The organism is Paenibacillus sp. ALE2 (assembly GCF_054113385.1).
Genome location: NZ_CM134213.1, coordinates 244,507 through 267,174 on the forward strand (window position 1 = coordinate 244,507; position 22,668 = coordinate 267,174).

Genomic DNA, 22,668 nt, shown 5'->3' on the forward strand with positions numbered 1-22,668 from the left:
GATCTTAATTCGGAGAGTCAATTGCCAAAAATACGTAATAAACTAATAATTATCAATTTTATTGAATTTGTATTAACACCTTAACATTTCATCCCGTTCGGATGTAGTGAGTTAATTCACACTTTTTCGAAATTCCCTAGTAAACCTACAAAAACCTTTTAAAGGGAACTCGTATGTTTAAATTGGTATACAATTGTCGAAAATCCGTTTTATTTTCCTCATAAAAATACAATTTTTCTGCTTGATTGTTTTTATTTGGTCGGATAGCATCATTTTTATGTAGACTCTACGTTTTTCAAAATCTGCATGTATAAGGAGGAGGCTAATGTATGTTCTATGGATTGACGCATGCTCAAAAAAGAATTTGGTATAACGAAAAAATACATGGCACGACGGCCATGCATAATCTGACCGGACTAGTACGTATTCAAAAGGATCTAGAGTTTGATACACTGGAGAATGCAATTCAGCTCTTCATTTCCAGAACTGAAGGCCTCCGTATCCGGATCGAAGAGCAAGATGGAGAACCCGTACAATACGTTAAGCCCTATGAAAAGGAGAATATCGAATATCTTGATTTTAGTCATGAGACTGATCCTTTACAGCATTTTGAACAATGGCTGAAGGCCGTCAGCGGACAAGCGATGCCTCTGTTGAACTCCAAGCTGTATTCTTTTGTTATCTTTCAGCTGGGACCTAATGATGTTGGTTATTTGGGTAAATTTCATCATATTATTGCAGACGGTTGGGCTTTACATATCGTGTCGGAACGAATTTCGCAGTATTATTCTCTATTAGTCAACCACCGTCCTCTCCCTGTTAATGAAGAATACTCCTACATACCTATCATTGATCAAGAACAAGCCTATCTAGCATCTGAACGTTTTATCAAAAATAAAATGTTCTGGAATGAAAAGTTTCAAACCTTACCTGATATGATACCCATCAACAAAAGTAAAGATATTTCGGCCGTTCGCTCATCCTTTGCCATCGATAGCGAAACCTCTCGCATCATCCAGAATTTTATCCAAAGCTCCAAGCTTTCTGTAAATGTGTTATTCGTATCCGCCCTTCTGCTTTACATCTACCGAACGACTCAAGAAACCGATGTAGTCATCGGGACACCTGTCCTGAACAGATCAGGAAAAAAACAAAAAAATACGTTTGGCATGTTCACCAGCACAATGCCGTTTCGTATCCAAGTGGATGAAGCTTTAGATGCCTACTCCTGGATGAAGCAGGTGGGAACAGAGCTAATGAATTTTTACTTTCATCAAAAATATCCGTATGATCTTCTGGCTGGTGATTTGGAGCTTGCCCAAAAAGGATATGACGGCCTGTTTGATATGTGTGTTAATTATTACAATATGAAATTTAGTCCCCAATTTGATGGATGCCCCTATGAAGTTCAGGAGGTATTCAGTGGTTATCAGCCTTATGCCCTGCAGCTGGTTATACGTGATTGGGAGGGGAGCGGAAAAATTACGCTGGATTTTGACTATAGAGTGAAGGCTTTCAGCGAGATGCAGATTGCCAAAATGTTTGAGCATCTCATGCATATGATTCGCGAGATGATCGAGCAGCCATACACTCCGATTGCGGAAATTGAAATGCTGTCTACGCAGGAACACAATGAGCTAATCTATGAGCTGAATCAAACTCACTCCCCCTATCCTTCGTCCCTAACCATTACTCAGTTATTTGAACAGCAGGTCGTTGAAAAAGCTAATGAAATTGCCTGTTACTTTGAAGAGCAAACGTTAACCTATCGTGAGTTAAACGAACGAGCTAACCAACTGGCGAGGTTTTTAAAAAGTAGGGGGATTGGCCAAGAGAGTATCGTCGGAATCATGGCGGGGCATTCGTTCGAACTTATCATTTCGATCTTAGCTGTATTGAAATCAGGCGGGGCCTACCTGCCGATAGATCCACACTATCCAGCTGACCGGATTAGCTTTATGCTGGAGGATTCCGGGGCTGCCTTGCTGCTCACCGATGCACCATTGGATGATGATATCTCTTTTTCCAGAGAAGTCTATCGTATGGATGATGCATCCCTGTACGATGGTGATGACTCCAATCTGGAGCCGAAAATCGGATCGGACCAGCTAGCTTATGTCATTTATACCTCTGGTTCCACAGGCAAGCCTAAAGGAGTTGCAGTCCACCACAAGGGACTTGTGAATTACATATATTGGGCGAATAAAACCTACTTTACCGCCGCACGTGAGGTCTTTGCCTGTTATTCATCAATAGCCTTTGACTTGACCGTCACTTCCATATTCACCCCATTAATCAGCGGTCATGCCATGAGCCTCTACAGGGATGACGATTACAGCGAATTTGTATTGTTTCGCATTCTGAAAGACCAGCGTACAACCATTGTGAAGCTTACTCCCGCCCATTTGTCCCTTCTTCAAGAGTCGAATATTCGTACATCGAACGTCCGCAAATTCATTGTAGGTGGAGAAGATTTCAAAGTCAGTCTTGCCCGGAACGTTCATGACATATTTGGTGGCAATGTTACTCTGTACAATGAGTACGGACCGACAGAAACTGTTGTAGGCTGCATGATCCATATTTATGATGCGAACCGAGATATCCGAAGATCCGTTCCTATCGGCGTACCTTGTGATAATGTGGCTATATATGTGCTGGATGCGTACTTAAAACCTGTTCCTGTACAGGTAAAAGGAGAAATTTACATTTCCGGTCCTGGAGTGGCAAGAGGATATTTGAATAGACCGGAACTCACAAAAGAAAGATTTCTCGATAATCCTTTTGTTCCAGGAGAACGAATGTATAAAACCGGAGACTTGGGAATACGGCTGGAAAATGGCCTGATTGAATACCTTGGCCGGAAAGATCACCAAGTCAAAATCAAAGGCTTTCGTATCGAACTGGGTGAAATTGAAGGTGCGCTATCCTCATATCAAGGTATCCAGCACGTTGTTGTGAATGTAGTGGAATCGGACGAAGACAATAGCCAGCCTATGTTGTATGCCTACTATGTATCAGATGCTGCTGTCTCTCCCGAGCTTCTCAAGCATTATTTACATGCTTGTCTTCCCCATTACATGGTGCCAAGCCATATAATCCGGCTGGATACCGTACCACTAACGTCAAATGGTAAGGTCGACAAGCGTAAACTTCCTGTACCAGACTTGTCCTCTGGATTAACGAGCATATATGAGGAAGCTCATAATGAGGTTGAAAATATCCTCGTACAGGTTTGGGGAGAGCTATTCCAGATGGCTAACATAGGTATCCATGATAATTTCTTCGCACTGGGCGGAGACTCTATTAAGGCGATCCAAATGACATCCAAATTAAATAACTATGATCTGGAGATAGGCGTACAGGATATTTTAGCGCATCCCAATATCGCGGAGCTTGCTCATTATACACGTCCAAAGCGTCAGCTATACGATTCAGCTCCAGCCAGCGGAGAAATTCTGCCCACTCCTATCTCCAGTTGGTTTATGGCGCAGACATTTTACAATCCTCATCACTATAATCAATCGATCATGCTTCTGCTGAAAAACGAAATGGATCGTTCCGCTTTGGAAAAGGCCTTTCAGAAGGTGATCGAGCATCACGATGCTTTAAGGATGAGCCTGGAGCCTGATGGCAAGTTATTTTATAATCCAGAACTGGCCACCGTCTCGTTCAAGCTGGATTGTTACGATATGATGCATATTTCAGCCGAGGCCCGGCAACATGAATTCAATAACCTGGTGCATAACCTGCAATCCGGTTTCGATCTGTCCCACCGTCTTCCTATCCGCGCAGCTCTATTCGATCACGGACAGGAAACTCGGGAACTGTTCATCACTGCCCATCATCTGGTTGTAGACGGAGTTTCCTGGAGAATTATATTGGAGGATTTATTGAATGCATACCATGCTATAAAAGAAGGTGAGGAGGTAAATTTCCCAAGAAAAACAGCCTCAGTTCAAGCCTTTGCCAAGGAGCTGTACCACTATTCTACGACTACGGATCTACAGAAAGAGCAAGATTTTTGGCATGAAATGGAGGGAGGCAGTCGTCATTTTCCAGCATCCATCACATGCCTACCATCCGCTGCCGTAAACTATGCTTCATGCGCTGTGGTTGAAGAACATCTGTCTCCTGTCCAAACATACAAACTGCTTCATGAGATGCCTCAGACTTACCGTACCGAACCTGTAGATTTACTGCTGGCTGCCTTGGCGCTAAGTGTCAAGGAATGGATCGGATTGGACGATTTCACTTATGAGGTTGAGCATCACGGAAGGAGTGTAGATCACATAGATGTATCCAGAACGGTTGGCTGGTTTACTGCGTTATATCCCTTGCGTATTCAAATGCCGGGCACAGAAATAGGCAGTATCCTTGCATATGTCAAGGAACTGCGAAGACGTGTTCCCCATCAGGGTATAGGTTATGGCATCTTAAAATATATGCTAGGGGCTATTGAAAAGCATACAGACACTCGTCCTATACGCTTCAATTATCTGGGACAATTCGATCACGAAAGTCAAAGTTCAGACTATGTATATAGGCATACTATAGACAATCAAAATGTAGATAACATCAATCATCTAACGACCGCCATCGAAGTTAACTGCCTGGTTGTTAACGATCAATTAGTAATCGATATGATGTACAGCACGGAAATGTTTGAAGTGGAAAATATAACCAAATTTATGCATATGTATGTCCAAGCAATCAATCAGATCATTGATTTTACGGTTCGTCAGCAGAATATCCATTTCAGTCCTTCAGACTTTGAAACTGCTCAGATCAATCAGGAGGATATTGAACTGCTTTTCGAATAAAGATGCCTTTGCATTTACCTTTTTGGGATTCAGCCTGTTTGGAGGTCATAAAAAACATCACTTAACCATAAGGGCAGGCGGCTGCATTTAACCGCCTGTCTATTTAGGCTTCGCTCGTAGTTTCTTTACTCATTTCATACAAAAGTGGGATGGGCAGTGTATAAGTTCTTGCGAAGGTTATTTGGTTGTTTTAAACAGACCCAGACGGTTCAACACGACCAGTAAGCGATAAAAATCATAACTGCTTGGCAGTTTCGCATCCACAATCGGACTTGACGGATTAACTGCAACAGCAGCAGCCACCGCTTCCTTGGCCCAGGCCGGTACAGGCATAGCCTGACGCGCCTCCAGTTCAGCTACTCGCTGATCCACCTTTTTAATATAAGCACTCTGTTCATTTAATGTTTGCTTGAGCACATCTTTGCTGTTTTCAAGGGCGGCGACCTGCTGCTGCAGGGCCTTAAATGCCGCTTTTTCCTCTGCTGTCATTGGCTCATCCCCCTCTTCTCCTGCAAATGCTTGGCGTAGCTCGGCCTCTGTTCCGGCATATACATTCAGATCCACAGGTCCTTGAATGCCATCAACCCGTCCACTATCGCTGTATTGCCAGAAATCCCAGCGCTTCCATGCTGTGGTATCACTAGGGAGTCGTGTACTATAACGCGCAATCCACAGTTTATAACTACCCAGTGGAGCTTTAAAATGGGCAGCAAAAGCATTCCCTGTATATACCATCGGCTTACGGCCGCTGACTCGTTCAAATTCCGTCAAAAATGCCAGCGCAACCTCATGAATCGCGGCCGAGCTAAGCTTTCCCGGATTGTTTTCATAATCCATCACCGCTGGTAAGTCGAGCGCTTTCGCGCCTCCCACCTGATCCAGTACCTCTGCGAAATGTCTGGCTTCCGCTTTGGCTGCGTTTACACTGGTTGCATCTACAAAATGGTAAGCTCCCAGCAGAAGCCCGGCTGCCTTGATCCCTTTTGCATTCGTGATAAATGTTGGGTCAACGTAACGCTGTCCTTGACTTGCTTTAATAAATGCAAACGATTTACCATCTGCTCGTACGCGTTTCCAATCAATCGTTCCCTGATATCGGGACACGTCAATGCCTTCGGCAGCATTAGGGATGCGATTTTGCATAAGGCGCTCCCTCCTTGTCATTCATAATGTTGTAGCACTCTGTATCTGTTATATATGCTTGGACCAAGTAAACGGTCTGGGCTTTTCCATTTTTACGCCGAAAAAGGGCGATAAGGTAGTCTTCCTTTTTTGTAATGGCAACAGTCAGCACTTTATAAAGCTTTATTTTGCTTGTCAGAAGGATCGGTTGGCTTTATTTTTTCCCCACTCGACTTGGACTCAAAAATGGCGACCGCATTCCGCAAAATATCCGGCATTGGCACTCCCATTCTGCCCACATTTTCTATAATAGACAACAGCTCGTTCGCTAAATAAAAGAAAACGACGGCATCCCGGAAATAGTGTGCATCCCCGAGAATACCGTCGATTAGATGGGCTACCGTAATGAGCAAAAACACGGTAACCTTGCGAAAAATACCGTAATATCCTTGGCGGCTTTTCAGCTCCCCATTAATCCAGGCCGCTGCCCATCCGGTGAAAAAGTCGATCACGACCATCCACCACAGCAACGTCAACATTGTGGTCCACCCCCCGAAAAAATAACCGATCAAGGTCCCCGTGGAAAACCCCAGCCAAATCTGATCGATCTTTTCATGCATATTTGTTCCCCCTTTTGAACCTAGGTGTAAAATGAATGCCCTTGGTTGATCCAAGGGCATAACCCATTATTTCTGTTTTGTTCTCTATACTGTTTTCTTGCGGAAAATAGAGTTATACCATTTAACCGTTTCTTCCTGTTCATTCGGAGCATCGGTTGATGATGAATCATCTACGTTATCCGGTACTAGATCGGAACGAGTGGATAAAATAATCTTCATTACTTGTCCCCGCTGTTCTTCATTTAAAGTGTAGCTTCCCATGATCGTTACTATATCACCTTCTCCACGATCATAGCGGGTGATGCAAGCATGAGCACAAATACGCATTTGAGCCTCTGTTAAAGCTGCCATGGTTATGACTCCACCTCTTTTTATAAATTTTCCTGTTACATATAATTGTCAGTACATCTTATTTTCCTGTGTTCCCGAGCAAGAGATTGGTCAGTGTCACTTCGAGATCTGCAATACGCTGCTTCAGTTGATCTGTCTCGCTTGGCTGTTGCTCCGCTTTTTGAGTCAGTTCCTTAATTTCTTCCTCACTCAATCCTTCACTCCAGAATGTCGCTGGATCTCTTCGTTCTGGAACCGTAAATGTCTGAGCAAAATATACAGGTTCATCCCCGCGTTCATTTTCCAGCTTGTTTTGCCATTCATCATGCAATTTCTGAAATAAAGTTTGGGATTCGTTGTTTAACTGATCAAAAGCCTTTTGCGCTTCTAACAGATTTTCTGCATATTCTGCTTCGTAGGCCAGCCAACCTTGGATGTCAAAACGAGGATGGTATAGACCAGATGGCACTGGAATCCCTACTGTATAACCAGCAGGGGTGCTTTTTGAATTGGTTACATCTATTGTACTAGAGCTACTGTCAGCAAGCCGATGGGTGTCTAGTTGCTGGTTTGTATCAGATAGCGTAGGCGAAGATAGAGTATAAAAAGGGACGACACCTGAAAAGGCATCGTCCACCAGCTCGTCCTCTAGATAGAGGCCGTTTGTATTTACTTTAGGTACTGCTTTCATTTGTTAGACCTCCTTATTGTTCAGCTATAAACGAAACCCCATCCAGCCAAACAGCCGTGTATATAGTGTTCTGGATCAGTACATTTCCGTTCGTGTTTATAACTACGGTGGAATTGCTGGATTCGTTACCTCCGCCGTTTGATCTTACCCGTATCTCCGTTCTTATAGCAGGTCTATACTGCGGAGGAAGGGTGAACAATATAGTTCCAGGTGTTGTAATTCCCCCTGAAATTGAATCTCTGAAATAGACTACGTTATCGCTAAGTTTAATGAAACCGAACAATGAAGAAGCCCACCCATTAATCAACGTAGGTTTGAGCCACGCGGGATTATCTTTTTCAGCCTTCTTGTTCTCAAGTACACTCACACGCGCGGTGTTTTGCTGTACGCTGTCTACCAAGTCCACAAGCAGCGTTGTTTCGTTGGCTGCGTATGTGCCCACAAATGGTACGACTGGCGAGGCTTCGGTAGTTGTATAGGTCGTGCTGTAAGATGCAGACGGGTCAAACTTAGCGGCAGGAGCATAGGCCTGAACAAGACCATATGTGCTCTTGTCAGCATCGGCATGAGTAATTATTCCCCATCTATCGTTCTTGCTGTTTTTATAAACAACGAAAATTTTATTGGGTCTTTCACGAAGTTTGCCAAGTCCACCTAAAGCGCCGTTAATCCAGTATTGGTTACTTGAAATTGATGGTTTAGATTCCTCCCTAACAATCATCCCTGTACCTACTTCAACCTGGTTGTCGCCCTCAACAAATGATAGTTGCCCCTCGGATACAATAGGTTCCACGGTAGGCGTTGCAAGCTGGAATACAAGTTGATACGGCGTATACCCTGCATAGGATTGTTGCGGTACGGATTGCGTGAAGTTAGGTGCGCCCACACGCTGAACCCAATACTTTGTACCCGTACCGTTCCAAGTTGCCGTAGTTGCTGCTTGTGCTTGTGCTGGTGTTAGGGTATTAGCGTCATAAGCCTTGTACCCGAAAAAGTAGGCTCTGATGTCGTCTAATGTAGGTGGGTAGCTATCAGCCCATCCACTGTCTGAAACAGATACAGAGATGGCAAAATTGGGCGAAGTCGCATCTATCCCCCATCTGTCGGCTGTTGTGTCTTGACCACCCCACAATAGTATCTTACCGTCAAACTTTACTGCCGATCCACTGCCGACAAACGCATAATTTACATCGGGCACTACAGGATAAAGGGCTTTGAAGCCTGTCCCCGACACTACATTATTCACTTTAGTTATTTTACTACCATCTAGTAGGACACTTTCAAACCTTTTCACTTTGAAGTATTGACCATCACGCTCAAAAACTGTATCCGCATTAACTCCTATAACTGGATCAGCGTACAGGTCTGTTTGCAATGCCAACATGGAATCCTCGCGCGGCTTGAATGCTTTAGCTGTGCTGCCCATGTTGAGCATTGGCTTTGTCATGGTAACGGCTGTTGATGATGTCCCTAGCAATCGAATATTAGCAGCTCGACTCGTTGCTGTGAATGTGGCGCTTAACAACCCCGAACCCACTGCCTCAACTATAATAGCGGACTCAGGATCGTCCGTAACCGTAACCCTACCAGTCGCCCCACCCGATTGAACTGATACAGTGTACTTTTGTCCGGGCACTAGCGGCGACACAGTGTGTACTATTTTGTTATCCAACGTGACAGTAATGCTTTTTTCGTCCACTATAATAGGTGTTCCCTGTTTGGCTGACCACTCAAAGAGAGAAGGCAACATATTCTCCCCATATCTAATCGCATACGGATTACGAACAGGCATTATGCTGTCCACATATGGATATTTGGTAACTACCTGTTCAGCGGTCATGCTGTCTAAGGCAGCATAATCTGAAGCGCTAATCTCATAAAGACGAATAGCGTCTGCATAAAAAGTTTGGCCAGTTGCTGTTGAAATTGATGCAACTTCCAAGTTGATAGCAGTATCGTTTGTCGGTGCACATTTTGTATAAATCGTTACAAATCGACTCTGATCTTTGGACTGTTTGAGCGCCTTATTACCACCTGTAGAAAAGTTTACATAGATATTATTTGAGGCATTGATGTTTTTAACATCAGCTAGGGCGATATAGTATCTTCCACCAGTAAGCTTTAATCCGGTACTATACACGTTATATACACCGGAAGCATTCTTCGCAGTAACCTTGATAGATCCCGTACCCTGCGCCTTATTAGATGTATCCACTGCAAGATCAGCTTCCCAACCTAAAAGGCTGTCGATTCGGTCACAAGAGCCTGCCCGCCCCAACAAATTCACCAACATACGTCCGCTTATTCCCGTCAACGAAAATGGCGCAGCCTTTTCTGCATGAACAATCTGTACTCCGGGTTCCAAAGTGACTGCCTTACGTTCCGTCGTATCCAGGCGCTTCTTAATCTCATTTACACCGTCATTCACGTCACCTGCAAATTTATCTACAGACCGCCAGTTTTCATCCAAGTACTTCTCCAGATCAAAATACGTTGTTTTGGGCGATGTGCGGTCAATTTGATTTAAACCAAGATTCGGTGTTTTTTCGCTTGCCATGTTATGCGCCACCTCCTAAATATCTATCCTGTGTTGTATGTTCATTTTCATAGAGTGTCATAGACTCAACTTCGGCAATGGTCAGGTAGCGTAATTTATACTCTACCGCCATATGAGCAGGCTTGATCTCCTCAATGGCTGCTTTAAGATCCTCCACGTTGGGCGGAATTCCGATGGTATCCATAAATTTGACCGTAAATCCCCATTCGGCGGGGTGAAAAGTAACATCTACCGTGCCTCCGTCATACGCCTCAGCTACATTTTTGACAAGCTTGCCTGAAAAGGTTCCTGCCCCCCGTAGCTTCGATTCCACCACTGCGCGCCGCTGATCCAACGGCTTCCCCAGATCGGTTTCGATCCCTAGCTCCGTTTCCCAGCGTTCCAGCCCCCAGGTGGCGGTACGTACGAAAAACTGTCCCACCGTTGCATCCATTGCAAGATACAAGGCATCCAGTTCGCTTCCTTTAGCATCCATATCGGAACGCATCACACGTGAGGTTTCATAATAGGCAGGCAAATAGGAAAGCAGCTCGCGTCCCCGCTGGCTGCTCATTTGGCTTACTGTATCTCTCGCTATTGCTACCCGGTTAGCAAAGGTGTCACCACGGTTTACACGTTTTCCCTCGTCAGAGTTATTCAAAAACTCTTCAAAACTGTCTATTCCGTTGTTACTCACTGACGCTCACCGTCCCCAGCACGGCCACCTGACCTGATCCAATCTCAATATTCTGATTGCTCTGTCCGTTGATTTTCAGCTCAGAGAAATCAATAATAATTGGAATGTCTAACAGCACAGCAGAAATCCGGGTGTACCTTACCAACGGATCTGCCTTGTAAAAAGCAAGCTGCTTCAAATACGTCCGCACACCGTTTTCGATCAGCTTTTTGATTTCATCCAGTGTGGACGGCTTCTCTTTGGTGCGCTGTACCTTGACCGAAATGTTTATTTCCACTTCTGCCGCTGGCATGATCGTCACCACAGGACCTGCTGGTGCTAACCCTTCGCCTTGCCCATCCTGGGTCGGATCGATATACTTCTGCACCGCAGCCACGATTTCCGGGCTGGCAGCGCGTTTATCCGTATCCAGCACATATAACCCCACTGTTCCTGGCCCTTTCCAGAGTGGAACAACTTCCACGCCACCCACTCCAGCAATCTCATTCGCCCACTGGGTATACTGCGCCTTGTTACCGCTTGTACCCTGGTTCCGCACCTTGGCATAAAAACGCTCCAGCAACAGCTGGTCGCTTTCAATGTCTGTGCCGCTTTTGGTTTCCTCCGTATTGATCACGGAGGAAACCCCGATAATCGGAGTAGCCATCACCTGAATGACACCCGCTGGCACGTTGCCGCTGCGTCCAGGATTAACCGCCCGAATGGCCGCTTCCCCGGTGCCCTGTTCATCCAGCGTGACCGATGCCGTGGTCGCATATTCAATAGAGGCTTCCCCGGATACATCATCTGCTGGAGTCGCCACCAACGTTCCCGCCGGGACGATTGTTCCAGCTGTGCCTGTGAACTTGACCTTCCCTGAGGCCGCAACGGCTTCCCGCCGTGTCACTCCATGCTCTGCTGTACGCAAATCCAGTTCCGGCGAGCGAAAATCCGGGTTATCACTGGCTGCTGTGCTGGCAAACCCCCGACGCAGCAGCTCCTGCGCCCAGATTGCCGCTTCAGAAAGCATAAATGCCACTGGCGCCTGCGCATCCCAAATAAAAGAGCCCTCGGACTTATCGATGTCCGAAGGCACTTTTTCCAGCATTCGATTTAAAATTTCCTCTTCCGTCTGGTCTACCAAATATTCCGGCAAGTCTGCCATTAGATCACCACACTTTCCACAATTTCTGTCTCATCCCGCACGTTCGTAATTTGGCAGCTAAAATAGCATGCCTCACCTTCCCAGCGAAACGTGAACTGATCCACACTAGCCGTACGTGCATCTGCTAGCAACGCCTCTGTGACCATGCGCTTAATTTCACTTTCTTGCACACCGTGCCCATAGCTGCTGCCAATCAGCTCCTCCAGCTCACTTCCATAATCAGGCGAATAGATTACATGACGGTAGCGAGGAGTGCGTATAGCTTTTTCACACCACTGTACCCAAGCTTCTTTCTCGCCTGTAGTCACGATTTTACGGCTAGGGCTCATTACAAACTCCCCAGCTTCAAAATCAAATCTCCAGCTTCGCCCAAATACCGCACGGTTATCCTCCAGCACTTCTGGATTGGTCATATCTGTGTCTGTCCAGATCATATCATCTGTTTCGGGAAACAAATTAGCCACGTCCATTCACCACCTTGCACACGACCACCACATCGTTACCGCTATTCACCCGTACCGCCAGCACACGATCCCCGGGCTTGAGTCCTTTGTTCAGGCTCAGATTTACATCCTCCAGCTCATCCTCCCCGATATAAAAAGAGGTTTTCAGCTCTTTGCCTTCCCAATTTTCTGATTCTACCGATGTTGAGGTACCTTTGTACATATGGCGTGGTACAGATAGCAGCCCCGGCAGCTCGGCGACCAGATAATCCTGAAGCTCATGTTTAAAATCATCCAGCTTGAGTCCTGTGGAAGTGATGGTACCTAATACTGCACCTACTCCACTCAGCGCTTGCTTGGTGTGTTTATGAAATGAAGATTGCAGCGCAGTGGCTAAGTGCCCGTAGGGGTCCTTATTCAAGGTAAAACCTCCTTTTTACATCGTCATACGTTCCGAGTTCTAGCGACATACTGCCAGGGTTGCCCAATTCCCTGCTTACTGAAATCACCAGCAGCTTCATGTTCCCTAACATTACCGCGTCTCCTGCTCGAATCGTATTCATATCTGGCGCATTTACCGATATCGTTTGTTGTATGCCTCTCAGCTTACTTTTGGCCAACTCACGTGCCGCCGCACCCGATTTCACCTCGTCATCCTGTACGATCACCTGAAGTGTTCCATATTTGGCAATGTCCTTTTCCTCAAGCGCCATCACCTTGGAAGGAACCTCTTTCCCTGTTTCACTGGCCGCCGTAGCCAACACCTTTACTCTCGTGGCTGCGCCTTCCAACGTACGGGATTGTGTCGTATCGGTCACTTTCTCCAAAACATATACATCTTTGTTCGTGCCCAGTTCGTACAGCTCCAAGCCGGAAGAAATCATACGTGGATGATACAGCTTGCCGCCCGCCTTGGCCGTCTCCCGCAGATCGCCCAGCATCATGGAATAAATGGACTGCGTCCGGTATACGGCGCGCCCGAGCTGCTTTTTTGTGTCCGGCAAAGAAGCGATTTTCAGCTTCCAATCCCTCGCATATTTCTGAAAACGCTGGGTAGCCGTCTGCTTGGCAGGGAGCAAATATTCATCCTCGGACTTGTCCAAATATACCGTACGGTCATATAGCGTCAGCGTCATACGTTTAAGCCCGTTGTTGGAGGTTTCCACTTCCCAGATCACCGCTGGAGATAACAAAGGAACATAGTCTTTTTTACCATAAGGAATACCACTAACCCGGATTGACATCCCTGGAGAAATGGTCGGCATATCGGACGTAACGACCAAATTGACCGTCCCCTGATAGGCGATTTGCTCCAGCGAATCTCTCAAATTAATGTTCTCCACAAGTGGCGAAAGATCATATTTATCCTGTAAAATGACTTTATAGCTCATGACAGCACCAGCTTTTGCCCCGGTTTAATCGCATTCGGATTTTTCCCGATGACCTTTTTGTTAAGCTGATAAATGCGGTTCCATTGCGAACTATCTCCCAGCTCCAGCTTGGCAATTTTGGACAAGGAATCTCCCGATTTAACCGTGTACGTTTTCTTTTTTTCTTTCATATCCGTGCGAGGCTTTTTGTTGACTGTCACAGACTTCGAACCGGTACCAGCTTTTTTGGCTACTTTCATTTCGCTCCAAGTTCGCAGTGACAAATCAAAATTCACATCCCCATATTCCCCGCCCCGAAAGGTCGAATTATGAGAAGCTACAATTACGGGTACGTTCACAGCTGTCTCCGTAATGATAAAACGTAGCGGACTCTTGGATAACAAAAAGCCATTCAACGTGTTCATGGCCTCCTGCGGATCAGGGATGTCTTCATATGTGCAATATGCTGGATTGTATTCTTTCGGAAAAAAAGAAGAGAAGGAGATTTCCTTCACCTTCTCCCCTTGTGGGAAGTCAAACTCCCCGTAGGACAAAATTGTCGTTGTATCAAATCCCTTTTGCCGTGAGATCGTCACTTCCTCAGGATTTACTGGAAACTGAAACTTTTTCCCTTTACCATCCGTCAAACTAAACTCCATCTTTATCCTCCTTCCCTACTGCTACCATTTACTGCATTACATAGCTCCAGCGCCCGTTGGCTTGGTATTCTGCGTTGCACGCAAAATTTCAGCTTTGAGGCGGTAGCCAATCTGCGTAATAAGACCATCCACATCCAGCTTGTTCTCATGCACAGTGACCTGTACAGCCCCCGCAGGAAGATTAAATTGATTGGTGGTTTCGGTTTTAAAATCCTTCAAAAAGCCAGACAATGTTCCCATTTGTTCAGGACTGATCTGTACTACTTGAGGAGTGGGATTACCGTTGGCCTTACCTTTAGCTTTGGCGCCATTGTTAGCATGCGCCGCAGTATTCAACATTGGGCTTGGGTTTACCCCTTGGTTAGCGATAGCCATCGGTCCGTAAGGATTAGGAACGCCTTTGGCGCCCGGTTGTGGAGGCACGAATGCGGATGCACTATATAAAGGCGGCATAGTTGCTAAGGGCTTAAGAGACGCACCTATATTTGAATTAGGTGGGATTGAAGGTTTATGAACTTCAGGTGGCTTAGTTGGCTCTTTTTTAGGTTCGTCTTTTTTACCGAAAGAAAAGAAATCAGAAAAACTTTTACCAAAGTCTCCAGCCTTATCCGAAATCCAGCCTTTGACCTGTGAAGCCTTTTCTCCAAGAAATTTACCGGCGGACTTCGCTTTTTCCATCATAGCTGGACCATAATCTGAGACTAATCCGCCAATTTTACCTCCGACAAAATCTCCCGCCATACCCCCAAGTGTTGAACCAACCACAGTACCAATACCCGGCAGCAAAAATGAACCTATAGCTCCACCTAACGCAGAACCAGCAGTACCGCCTACCGTGGAACCAATAGCTTCTGCGCGTTCTTTACCAGAGGTGGCCTTCGCGATGTTCACAATATCCATTCCATAGCTTAAAGGCCCCAACAGTTTTTTTGCGCCGCCTTTTAAAAGGTTTTTGAACAAGCCTGATCCGGCTTCCTCAGCTGCACCTGCAGTGCTAGGGTTTATAATACTAGAAGCCGCGCTAGAAACTGCATCTATAGCAGCACTGCCACCGCTTTTAATATTCCCAATCATTCCGCCACCGCCTTTAAAAAAATCCATCACCCCTTCTAACATGTCTCCAGTACCCCCGACACTTTCTATAAGTTCACCAGCAGCCTTACCTAGACTGCCTTTATTATTCCATATTTTTTTCGCTCCATTAACTAATTTTTTCCTTCTTGTATTTCCCGTAACTGGTCCAGCATTAGACCATTCTTGCTTCAATCCCCTCCATTTAGATCCTGTTTCGGAAAATCCCTTCATACCTTCGCCAAATTTTTTGACACCCCCCAGGGTATCTTTAAGATTTTCAAAAAAACCCTTAGGCTCTTCTTCTTTCGCCTCACCACCGATCTTCAGAGAACCTAATTTAGTACTCAAATCCGCAATAGCCTTCGTATTGGCCTCTACAGCAGTAGTATTTGCTTTCAAAACCGTACTCAGATTGTTATCAGACTTGACCGGGTCTGCTTTAGCAGTGCCGCTATTTACCTTCACATTCACATTCCCAGAGGCATTAATAATCTGAGATTTAACCCGGTTAATCTTGTTCAACAGATTATCCAAGCCTTTGGAAGCCATATCGTTCAGCACAATTTCCGGGGCCATGCGAGTGCGGCCGATTTTCAAAACACGTCCTTGAATTCGCTCAAAATAGCGTTCCATTGCGCGCAATTCTCTGTTCGCCTTAATGACGTTTTTAGGATCAATCACAAGGTTCATGCGGTAATTTAATGCTTCTGCCATCTATCATGTTCACCTCCTTGTTTATACTTTTGAAGCTGCTATGTTATCCATTTCCTGTTCGGCAAACGCCAGCAGCAGCATGCGCTCACCGCGGGGAAGCCGCCAAAAGTCTCCGGGACGAAGGTGGTGCCGGACCCACAAGTGGTACAGCATCGTCGTCATTCCCCCGGAGCTGATTAGTTTTTTAGATCAGCAATCTCAACGCCAAAACCGGACAGTTCCAGCACTTTATCTCCCACTGCATCCAGTTCACCCGCCAGCAGCATACGGCGGACAGACTGTTCGCCACCGGACAGCTTCAAGCGGCTTGTAATCCGGGGATCTCCCCAACCATTAAGGGACAGGCCCTTCACTTCCAACTTTCCGGTGGCTTCCGAAATCAACAAGGCGTTGAACGTTTCGGTATCTATCTTTTCGTCTACAGCACCCTTCACGGTTCGGCGAATCGTGCAACGCTCACGAATGCTGTCCACCTTACTAGAGGTCAGTCCGTGCAGCACAATTTTCATATCCAGGCGCTTGATACGAACCGTTTCTTCCGGTAGTTTCTCAGCGGCTTCAAACAGACTGTCCAAAATTTGTTCTTCTGTCATATTCTCATTCAAACTCATAGGTCATTCTCCCTTATTGTTAATTTCAGAATTTTAAAAATCCTTATTTATATTTGGGGAACGGGACACCTGACAGCATCCCAATTCCCCGTTAACCAATTTAGTTCGCTACAATCGGATCCAGCAGCTCATAGCCTTCGAAGGTGAAGGTCGTTTCTTCCTGTACTTCCTCGCCTGCTGTCCAGTTGGCTAGCTGGATTTTGTCAGCAGTGCAACGGATGAGACGAATACTTTCATGTCCAAAAGCTTCTGGATCATCCAGCTTCGTAATAATCTCAAAACGATTAAAACCACGACGAATCATATCGGACGTAACTTTGTAGCCACTCATCGTCCCCGTCCCTTTTTTGATGCCGCGCTTATGCACCTTCCACTCATTGCCCACGAGATTCAGTTCGCGTTTTTCCATTTCCACACTGGCTTCCAGCTTATTGATATTCGTCTGCCACACCCCGTCCACATGCGCCTGACCAAACGTACCTAAAATAACTCTTGAAGCATCCAACATTTCTTTTTCCTCCTCAAAATAATTCATAATATAGTTCGGGATTTCACAAAATCCTCGTTGTTAAAAAGCTACCTTAATCCTACTGATCGCCACCGAAATGCTTATGCACGTAAAATGCTTATTTATTGCACGTAAAATGTGCCGAACAGCTGCTCCATCACGTCGGTGAGCTTCACATTCCATTGCAGGAACACTTGATCCGGCTCCGGTTTGATGACTGGCGCATCACCGTAGTAAGCCGGATCGAGAATGACATCGTAGCCATCCGCCTCGATCACGTTGCTCAGCGACAGCTGTGCCAGGTATTCTTTGATCGCACCGATGAGTGCCAGACGGCCTTCTACTGTGTTGTTGATTTTGCCAATGTAAGTCTCTTCGGCTGCACGCTGCAAGTCAGCGTTAATGGCATCCATGACACGGATGGAACGGATTTTCTTCCACGCATTGTTTTGTCCGGCAGACGGGTTCACCAAGCTGTTGATTCCACGCAGCGCTTTGACCTGACGGCCATCGAAGAACATGAGGAACACCCCGTTACGGACAGCCTGTTCCTGCTCGGAACGTGTCCAGCGGCGGGTTACATCCTCAAAAGGCGTAACTGCATACGTTGCGGATTGGTTCAACCGTTGGCCTGCGATCAGTCCGGCTACATAGGCAGCCGTTTGGGCGGAGCTGTAGTCCGTACCTGCCAGACGTACGCCTGTGCCCACGTTTACGATGCCTTCATGGTTCAGTGCCAAAGAACGTGCAGAAGCCAAGCTGACAGCCGTTTTGGACACATCATCTGCCGCAGAACCGCCGAATACAGCGATGACGCCTTTGCCTTCATTCCGGACACGTTTGATCCAGGCAGCAAAGCTTTGCAGCAATGCCAGATCGGCTGCATAATCCAGGGCCAGCACATTAAACTCCTGTCCTTCCAATGCTTCCTGCATGGCGATGTAATCGGCATTAACCAGCTTGCTATTGCCGCTATTGCCACCTGTCAGATGTACGCCGCTGACATCCGCTGGAATGCCGCCTTCGCCGACAACCTCAGCTTTCACCCATACGTTTTCGCTGTTTTCGTTCAGCGCTTTGGCAATCGAAGCAGCCGTACCGTCGCTGCCTTTGTACGTACCCAGCAGTTTGGTTCCTTCATAGAGGCGCACCTCACGAGCTTGCTCGTCGCCCAAAGTTGGCTGTACCGTTACGGCAAAACCATTACCACGGCTACCTGTGTACAAAGCCTTCAAACGCAGCACGTCGGTTGGGGTCTCGCCACCACTTTTCAGCGTTACAGACGCCTCAGCAGCCGTGTCATCTGCCAAGCGATAAGCGAGCAGTTTTTTCGGACCGCCCAGCAAAGCCAGATACAACGTGGAATATGCTGTCGCACCATTCTCACTGCCGCCGGAGAAGATTTGGCTAATAGCCGTTTCGCTGCCCACCTCTACAAACTCACGTACAGGGCCCCAATTCGCCTTGACGGGTACAACGACCGTACCACGTGATCCACCTTGAATCGCTGAAGCTGCTGCTGCCTGAAAATTCATATACAAACCCGGTAATACCGGTTTATTCGTGTTTTCCCATGTTCCGCCTGCCATAATTAATCCACCTTCGCTTTCATAAATTGTTCGATTTTAGTGTGTGCTTCTGCTACCGTAAACAGCTTGTCCTGTGTGCCAAAAAAGGCGCCTGCCAGCACTTCTACTTTTACAGAAAACAATTGTTCTGCGTGTTCCTTTAGTTCCTCTAGCGTATAGCGTGGGCCACTTGCTTCCTGCCCGCTATGTAGCGGGGTCTTCTCATGGCTTTCCAAGGTCACTCGGACCACCTCATTTCAAAATAGGATGAATTTCCACTCTGCGAATCAATGCCGCTTCCTCAGCCGGACGCATACGCCGCTGTACCAGCGTCAGCCGAAGCTGACCGTCTAAAATGGCATCCGCCTGCAAATCGGCTGAGGCTTCAGCCGTAGACATATAACGGCCCTTGTCCTGCTCCAGAGGAAGCTGGATTTGAGCGGCAAAGCCTTCGACCAGCGCGGAAGCTGCGCGGTTCTCTTCGGTGGTGACCGGAGCAGTGATATGCCCGATGAACCGTTTGCGGAGCTCATACATGGAGGCTCCTGCCATCCGGGTTTCACAGCCGCTCAGCCGCCATAATACCGCGTGGCTTCCCGGCTGTGCGGGCCATGCGTCGGCGTATATCGACCATAATTCGCCCAGTTGCTTCTGCGTCCAGCCGACCAGTGCTGCCAGCCATTCTTCCGGCTGTGCTGCACCAGGTGCTGAAGCGGCCGATCCACCTTCTGTTTCAGGCACATACACGCCAAAACGCAGCGTTCTATAGGCCTTGCCCGTAACCGTGTCCAGCATTTCTGCATCCCGTACGCCCAAATAGTGCGCGGTAAAAGCAGACGTGTCCTCACCTTTACCTGTCACCGATACTCGGTGCAGTCCGGCAATCAGGGTATTCGCCCATACATCGGCCTGCGCCAGCCCCGCTTGTCCTGCGTACAGCTTGATGCGGACAACCTGCCGGTAACCGGCCCAGGAAGACTTCCAGATTTCCTCGCCCAGCACCATAACCGCATACGGCTCCTCTGCCGTCTGCGACGGGGGTTGAACATCGTATACACGCCCTTGCAGCGCCGGAATAATGTCAATGAGCTTTTGCTTAAAGGCTTGTCTCATCCTGTGGCATGCCACCCTTGCGTATCCTGTGCTCGCATGCTGTGGCTGTTTAGCCAGGCTTTTTTCCACTTCCATGCTCTCAGCCGGCGTAGCCTTGTACTCATACATTGCAGCATCCCTTGCTTAGGCAACACGACTCCTCCTTTCTATACATCGAATTCCCGGGAAGTGACAAAGACGATGACCGCATGAAAAAACCGGCCCTATTGGCCGGCTAACGTTTGACGGTGTGTGTCTTCGGTATGTCCTCTTGTCTTGATTCCCGATGATATAATCTTACACCCTTATAACGAATGCGTTGCCGGGGAAATGGACGATAAAAGTAGAGACTAGGGATGAAGTTAGATGGTATATCGCGAACGTTTGTTCTTATATTAAAAATGCGTTTAATCTCATTGTTGATGTGCACACAAAAAAATAACCGCCCTTTAAAAAAGGCGGTTATTACATCGTTCAATTCAATGAATTATAAATATTTGCAGTATACCTAGTGATGGCTTCATCGTAATCTGGATACTCATACTCCAAACTTCTGGCCACAGCCTTAGCGTATTTTCTAAACAATGCATAGCAAGTAAGTAAAGACTCCCACATTTCTCGATAGCCATTTTAAGAGTAACTGGATAGTAAACTTTCCCAGTCTTCATTAGGAAGGTACTGATTTATAAATTTATAGTTTTTTCCTACGCTAAAGGTGTACCCTTGCTCTGAGCCAATCTTCCAAGCCATCATTCGCAGCAAATTAGGTGGTGCTATCTCGTGCAAATGGTCAATAGCAAACAGGATTTCTTTTCTCGCCAATCCTTTTACGATATAAGTTGAAACCATCCAAAACTCATTACAGCAATCATCAAATTCCTTTGCCGTAGGCTTTTTAATCCAATATTGATGGTCGTTTGCGATCACTTCCTCTTGGATCAGCACATCCTTGTCGAGCAGAACCTCAACTAAGCCATCGCTATTCGTAAAATAATCCTCTACCTCGTTTATAGGGATCAGTGTCAGATCTAATTTGTTTCCATCCTCAAAAAGAATGATATATGAAAACCAGTTACCTAGTTCTGATGGAAAAAGTTCCATATCCTCGGGTTTTTGCATCATAAGCCTATCCCCAAACACGTGGAGCCATTGATCACTTTCCTTGAAAGAATCCATATCTGTTACAAAGTAAGAAATATCATAATCTTGAAATGAATCAGGAGGAATATTGAAGTTTGTACGTGATCCTTCCATCGTGACCAATCGTATTCTTTTATCAGCAAACTTTATAAGGATATTCATCATTTCTGGTTCACTTCTCAATACATCCGTCCTCCGTTCCTATTTTAATTGAGACCTATGCTTCTTATTCACCGTTGCGGTTCATACTCCTTGCTGTCTAGGTTAATAGCCACAGGTTGTGACCCCTATGCATTTACCTACCCCAGTCTGCGATCCGCACCCTTTTGCAAGTTTGCCAGATTCAGAACGCCTTGGTCTGCCAGCGCTAGCGCCATTTTGTAAAAAGCACGTGTGCGAAGCTTCGTATACGTATCTTTGCTGACTGGCGGGTCCAGCACATAATTGTAAACCTTGTAATCGAACACATCATCATCCTTTAAATAACGTTCACGGATCAGCAACTGTTCACGTTCATTCAAGCGGCTCACTACGGCATCCACCATTTGGCAATAGGCCAAGCGGGCGGCAGGAGCATCTACATTATATACAGCAGTCCGGGCCGTTGGGTCGCTTGTCACATTCGTGGGTCCGTTCGGGCGATCCGTATAGCCAGCAGTAATAAAGCTTTCCCGATCCATAAAGGTTATTGTTTTATAAATCCGGTATTTCTCAAATACACCCTCCAATGCATTCTGCGTTTTGCGACGGTCTAATTCGGGTAAGTTATTTCTCATGAAAAGCAACACTCCTTATATTATGCCTTTTGACAATGATGTATTTTCAAATAAAAATGCACTTGTTTACATTTCGTTCCCCTTTTGTTCGTATCTCGAGTATAACATAACATTATTTAGGATAGGTATCCATCGTGAAAAAAAGCAATATAGCCCCAAAAACAGGATATTCGCTCTACTTTTCTATGCCTTTTGGCATATTACGTGCTTTTACTATTTGCCTAATGGTATAATAAAGCTAATTCTATGATTCTATTGCAGAAAGGAGCTCCATTGTGGAACAGCCAGCATTCGGAACTTACCTAAAACAGCAGCGTGAGCACAAGCAATTGAGCATCAACCAATTAGCAGATGCCGCAGGTATTAGTAATTCACAAATTTCCCGCATCGAAAATGGGCTGCGCGGAGTGCCCAAACCCTCCACCCTCCGCAAAATAGCGGACGCGCTCAGCGTATCCTATACCGAAATGATGAAGGCCGCCGGATATTGGGCGGACGATGATTCAATAGAGCAAAACCCACACGAACTTTATCGTTCTACTGTACCAGAATGGGCAAACTCCAAAGACCGCCGGGATTTTAAAAAAATGCTGGAGGAAGACGACGAATTAATGTTTGATGGCATTCCGCTGGATGAAAAAGACCGACAACGAATCAAGGACGTACTGACAGGCCTGTTCTGGGAAGCCAAGCAAATGAACAAACATAAAAAGCCCGCAGATCCCGGTGCGAGCAAAGATCAGGGATAGTAGG

The 22,668-nt window shown here is 46.3% G+C and carries 21 protein-coding genes and 1 pseudogene; 2 read left to right on the forward strand and 20 right to left on the reverse strand.

Annotated features, from left to right (window positions below):
* The first annotated feature begins 329 nt into the window (after positions 1 to 329).
* Entirely contained in the window at positions 330 to 4,820 is a 4,491-nt protein-coding gene (locus ACXHJ1_RS00975; RefSeq protein ID WP_457905426.1) for an amino acid adenylation domain-containing protein, read from the forward strand.
* Between the two features lie 177 nt (positions 4,821 to 4,997).
* Here ACXHJ1_RS00975 and ACXHJ1_RS00980 read toward each other — a convergent pair whose 3' ends face one another.
* The 20 genes and pseudogenes from ACXHJ1_RS00980 to ACXHJ1_RS01075 all read right to left on the reverse strand — a co-directional run bounded on the left by ACXHJ1_RS00980 (position 4,998) and on the right by ACXHJ1_RS01075 (position 21,915).
* Positions 4,998 to 5,963 carry a glycoside hydrolase family 25 protein gene (locus tag ACXHJ1_RS00980; RefSeq protein ID WP_457905427.1) on the reverse strand — a complete coding sequence of 322 codons (966 nt, stop codon included), beginning with the start codon at positions 5,961 to 5,963 and terminating at the stop codon, positions 4,998 to 5,000.
* A gap of 152 nt (positions 5,964 to 6,115) precedes the next feature.
* On the reverse strand, positions 6,116 to 6,562 hold the full coding sequence (locus ACXHJ1_RS00985) for a phage holin family protein (RefSeq protein ID WP_016821295.1): 447 nt from the start codon (positions 6,560 to 6,562) through the stop codon (positions 6,116 to 6,118).
* Between the two features lie 84 nt (positions 6,563 to 6,646).
* A complete protein-coding gene (locus tag ACXHJ1_RS00990; protein WP_126666100.1) occupies positions 6,647 to 6,913 on the reverse strand; it encodes a hypothetical protein in 267 nt (88 codons plus the stop codon).
* A 58-nt stretch (positions 6,914 to 6,971) separates the two neighbouring features.
* Positions 6,972 to 7,583: a hypothetical protein gene (locus ACXHJ1_RS00995; RefSeq protein WP_457905428.1), complete on the reverse strand. Its 612-nt coding sequence runs from the start codon at positions 7,581 to 7,583 to the stop codon at positions 6,972 to 6,974.
* A gap of 13 nt (positions 7,584 to 7,596) precedes the next feature.
* Positions 7,597 to 10,140, reverse strand: coding sequence for a hypothetical protein (locus ACXHJ1_RS01000; protein ID WP_457905429.1), 2,544 nt, complete (start codon positions 10,138 to 10,140; stop codon positions 7,597 to 7,599).
* Position 10,141: 1 nt separating this feature from the next.
* Positions 10,142 to 10,816, reverse strand: coding sequence for a YmfQ family protein (locus tag ACXHJ1_RS01005; protein WP_457905430.1), 675 nt, complete (start codon positions 10,814 to 10,816; stop codon positions 10,142 to 10,144).
* A complete protein-coding gene (locus ACXHJ1_RS01010; RefSeq protein ID WP_457905431.1) occupies positions 10,809 to 11,960 on the reverse strand; it encodes a baseplate J/gp47 family protein in 1,152 nt (383 codons plus the stop codon). The genes ACXHJ1_RS01005 and ACXHJ1_RS01010 overlap by 8 nt, the downstream gene beginning before the upstream one ends.
* Positions 11,960 to 12,430, reverse strand: coding sequence for a DUF2634 domain-containing protein (locus ACXHJ1_RS01015; protein WP_081338585.1), 471 nt, complete (start codon positions 12,428 to 12,430; stop codon positions 11,960 to 11,962). The genes ACXHJ1_RS01010 and ACXHJ1_RS01015 overlap by 1 nt, the downstream gene beginning before the upstream one ends.
* Positions 12,417 to 12,824 carry a hypothetical protein gene (locus ACXHJ1_RS01020; RefSeq protein ID WP_013369781.1) on the reverse strand — a complete coding sequence of 136 codons (408 nt, stop codon included), beginning with the start codon at positions 12,822 to 12,824 and terminating at the stop codon, positions 12,417 to 12,419. Before ACXHJ1_RS01020 ends, ACXHJ1_RS01015 begins: the two co-directional genes overlap by 14 nt.
* Positions 12,817 to 13,794, reverse strand: coding sequence for an XkdQ/YqbQ family protein (locus ACXHJ1_RS01025; RefSeq protein WP_102998618.1), 978 nt, complete (start codon positions 13,792 to 13,794; stop codon positions 12,817 to 12,819). Before ACXHJ1_RS01025 ends, ACXHJ1_RS01020 begins: the two co-directional genes overlap by 8 nt.
* Positions 13,791 to 14,432 (reverse strand): LysM peptidoglycan-binding domain-containing protein, encoded by a 642-nt coding sequence (locus ACXHJ1_RS01030; RefSeq protein WP_164964690.1) that lies wholly within the window; start codon positions 14,430 to 14,432, stop codon positions 13,791 to 13,793. Before ACXHJ1_RS01030 ends, ACXHJ1_RS01025 begins: the two co-directional genes overlap by 4 nt.
* Positions 14,433 to 14,468: 36 nt before the next feature.
* Complete coding sequence (locus ACXHJ1_RS01035) at positions 14,469 to 16,220, reverse strand: hypothetical protein (protein WP_457905432.1); 1,752 nt, start codon at positions 16,218 to 16,220, stop codon at positions 14,469 to 14,471.
* Between the two features lie 21 nt (positions 16,221 to 16,241).
* Positions 16,242 to 16,373, reverse strand: a complete 132-nt coding sequence (locus ACXHJ1_RS01040) for a hypothetical protein (RefSeq protein WP_016821314.1) — start codon at positions 16,371 to 16,373, stop codon at positions 16,242 to 16,244.
* 23 nt (positions 16,374 to 16,396) lie between these two features.
* A complete protein-coding gene (locus ACXHJ1_RS01045; protein WP_250267639.1) occupies positions 16,397 to 16,831 on the reverse strand; it encodes a phage tail assembly chaperone in 435 nt (144 codons plus the stop codon).
* A 100-nt stretch (positions 16,832 to 16,931) separates the two neighbouring features.
* Complete coding sequence (locus ACXHJ1_RS01050) at positions 16,932 to 17,339, reverse strand: phage tail tube protein (RefSeq protein ID WP_016821317.1); 408 nt, start codon at positions 17,337 to 17,339, stop codon at positions 16,932 to 16,934.
* A 122-nt stretch (positions 17,340 to 17,461) separates the two neighbouring features.
* On the reverse strand, positions 17,462 to 18,928 hold the full coding sequence (locus tag ACXHJ1_RS01055; RefSeq protein ID WP_457905433.1) for a phage tail sheath family protein: 1,467 nt from the start codon (positions 18,926 to 18,928) through the stop codon (positions 17,462 to 17,464).
* Positions 18,929 to 18,930: 2 nt separating this feature from the next.
* Positions 18,931 to 19,149, reverse strand: a complete 219-nt coding sequence (locus ACXHJ1_RS01060) for a hypothetical protein (protein ID WP_016821321.1) — start codon at positions 19,147 to 19,149, stop codon at positions 18,931 to 18,933.
* 10 nt (positions 19,150 to 19,159) lie between these two features.
* Entirely contained in the window at positions 19,160 to 20,128 is a 969-nt protein-coding gene (locus ACXHJ1_RS01065) for a hypothetical protein (RefSeq protein WP_457905434.1), read from the reverse strand.
* Positions 20,129 to 20,473: 345 nt separating this feature from the next.
* A pseudogene (ant(6), locus tag ACXHJ1_RS01070) lies at positions 20,474 to 21,322 on the reverse strand (aminoglycoside 6-adenylyltransferase).
* Between the two features lie 116 nt (positions 21,323 to 21,438).
* The gene (locus ACXHJ1_RS01075) at positions 21,439 to 21,915 is read right to left on the reverse strand and encodes an ArpU family phage packaging/lysis transcriptional regulator (RefSeq protein ID WP_017426408.1); all 477 of its coding nucleotides are present in this window, start codon (positions 21,913 to 21,915) and stop codon (positions 21,439 to 21,441) included.
* Between the two features lie 275 nt (positions 21,916 to 22,190).
* On the opposite strand from ACXHJ1_RS01075, the gene ACXHJ1_RS01080 reads away from it, so the two are divergent.
* The gene (locus tag ACXHJ1_RS01080) at positions 22,191 to 22,664 is read left to right on the forward strand and encodes a helix-turn-helix domain-containing protein (protein WP_013369769.1); all 474 of its coding nucleotides are present in this window, start codon (positions 22,191 to 22,193) and stop codon (positions 22,662 to 22,664) included.
* The last annotated feature ends 4 nt before the right edge of the window (positions 22,665 to 22,668 follow it).

Excerpts from the sequence above, each read along its gene's own strand:
- ACXHJ1_RS00975 (WP_457905426.1), top strand. The coding sequence starts at position 330 with ATGTTCTATGGATTGACGCATGCTCAAAAAAGAATTTGGTATAACGAA.
- ACXHJ1_RS00980 (WP_457905427.1), bottom strand. The coding sequence starts at position 5,963 with ATGCAAAATCGCATCCCTAATGCTGCCGAAGGCATTGACGTGTCCCGA.
- ACXHJ1_RS00985 (WP_016821295.1), bottom strand. The coding sequence starts at position 6,562 with ATGCATGAAAAGATCGATCAGATTTGGCTGGGGTTTTCCACGGGGACC.
- ACXHJ1_RS00990 (WP_126666100.1), bottom strand. The coding sequence starts at position 6,913 with ATGGCAGCTTTAACAGAGGCTCAAATGCGTATTTGTGCTCATGCTTGC.
- ACXHJ1_RS00995 (WP_457905428.1), bottom strand. The coding sequence starts at position 7,583 with ATGAAAGCAGTACCTAAAGTAAATACAAACGGCCTCTATCTAGAGGAC.
- ACXHJ1_RS01000 (WP_457905429.1), bottom strand. The coding sequence starts at position 10,140 with ATGGCAAGCGAAAAAACACCGAATCTTGGTTTAAATCAAATTGACCGC.
- ACXHJ1_RS01010 (WP_457905431.1), bottom strand. The coding sequence starts at position 11,960 with ATGGCAGACTTGCCGGAATATTTGGTAGACCAGACGGAAGAGGAAATT.
- ACXHJ1_RS01015 (WP_081338585.1), bottom strand. The coding sequence starts at position 12,430 with ATGGACGTGGCTAATTTGTTTCCCGAAACAGATGATATGATCTGGACA.
- ACXHJ1_RS01025 (WP_102998618.1), bottom strand. The coding sequence starts at position 13,794 with ATGAGCTATAAAGTCATTTTACAGGATAAATATGATCTTTCGCCACTT.
- ACXHJ1_RS01030 (WP_164964690.1), bottom strand. The coding sequence starts at position 14,432 with ATGGAGTTTAGTTTGACGGATGGTAAAGGGAAAAAGTTTCAGTTTCCA.
- ACXHJ1_RS01035 (WP_457905432.1), bottom strand. The coding sequence starts at position 16,220 with ATGGCAGAAGCATTAAATTACCGCATGAACCTTGTGATTGATCCTAAA.
- ACXHJ1_RS01040 (WP_016821314.1), bottom strand. The coding sequence starts at position 16,373 with ATGCTGTACCACTTGTGGGTCCGGCACCACCTTCGTCCCGGAGACTTT.
- ACXHJ1_RS01045 (WP_250267639.1), bottom strand. The coding sequence starts at position 16,831 with ATGAGTTTGAATGAGAATATGACAGAAGAACAAATTTTGGACAGTCTG.
- ACXHJ1_RS01050 (WP_016821317.1), bottom strand. The coding sequence starts at position 17,339 with ATGTTGGATGCTTCAAGAGTTATTTTAGGTACGTTTGGTCAGGCGCAT.
- ACXHJ1_RS01055 (WP_457905433.1), bottom strand. The coding sequence starts at position 18,928 with ATGGCAGGCGGAACATGGGAAAACACGAATAAACCGGTATTACCGGGT.
- ACXHJ1_RS01065 (WP_457905434.1), bottom strand. The coding sequence starts at position 20,128 with ATGTATGAGTACAAGGCTACGCCGGCTGAGAGCATGGAAGTGGAAAAA.
- ACXHJ1_RS01075 (WP_017426408.1), bottom strand. The coding sequence starts at position 21,915 with ATGAGAAATAACTTACCCGAATTAGACCGTCGCAAAACGCAGAATGCA.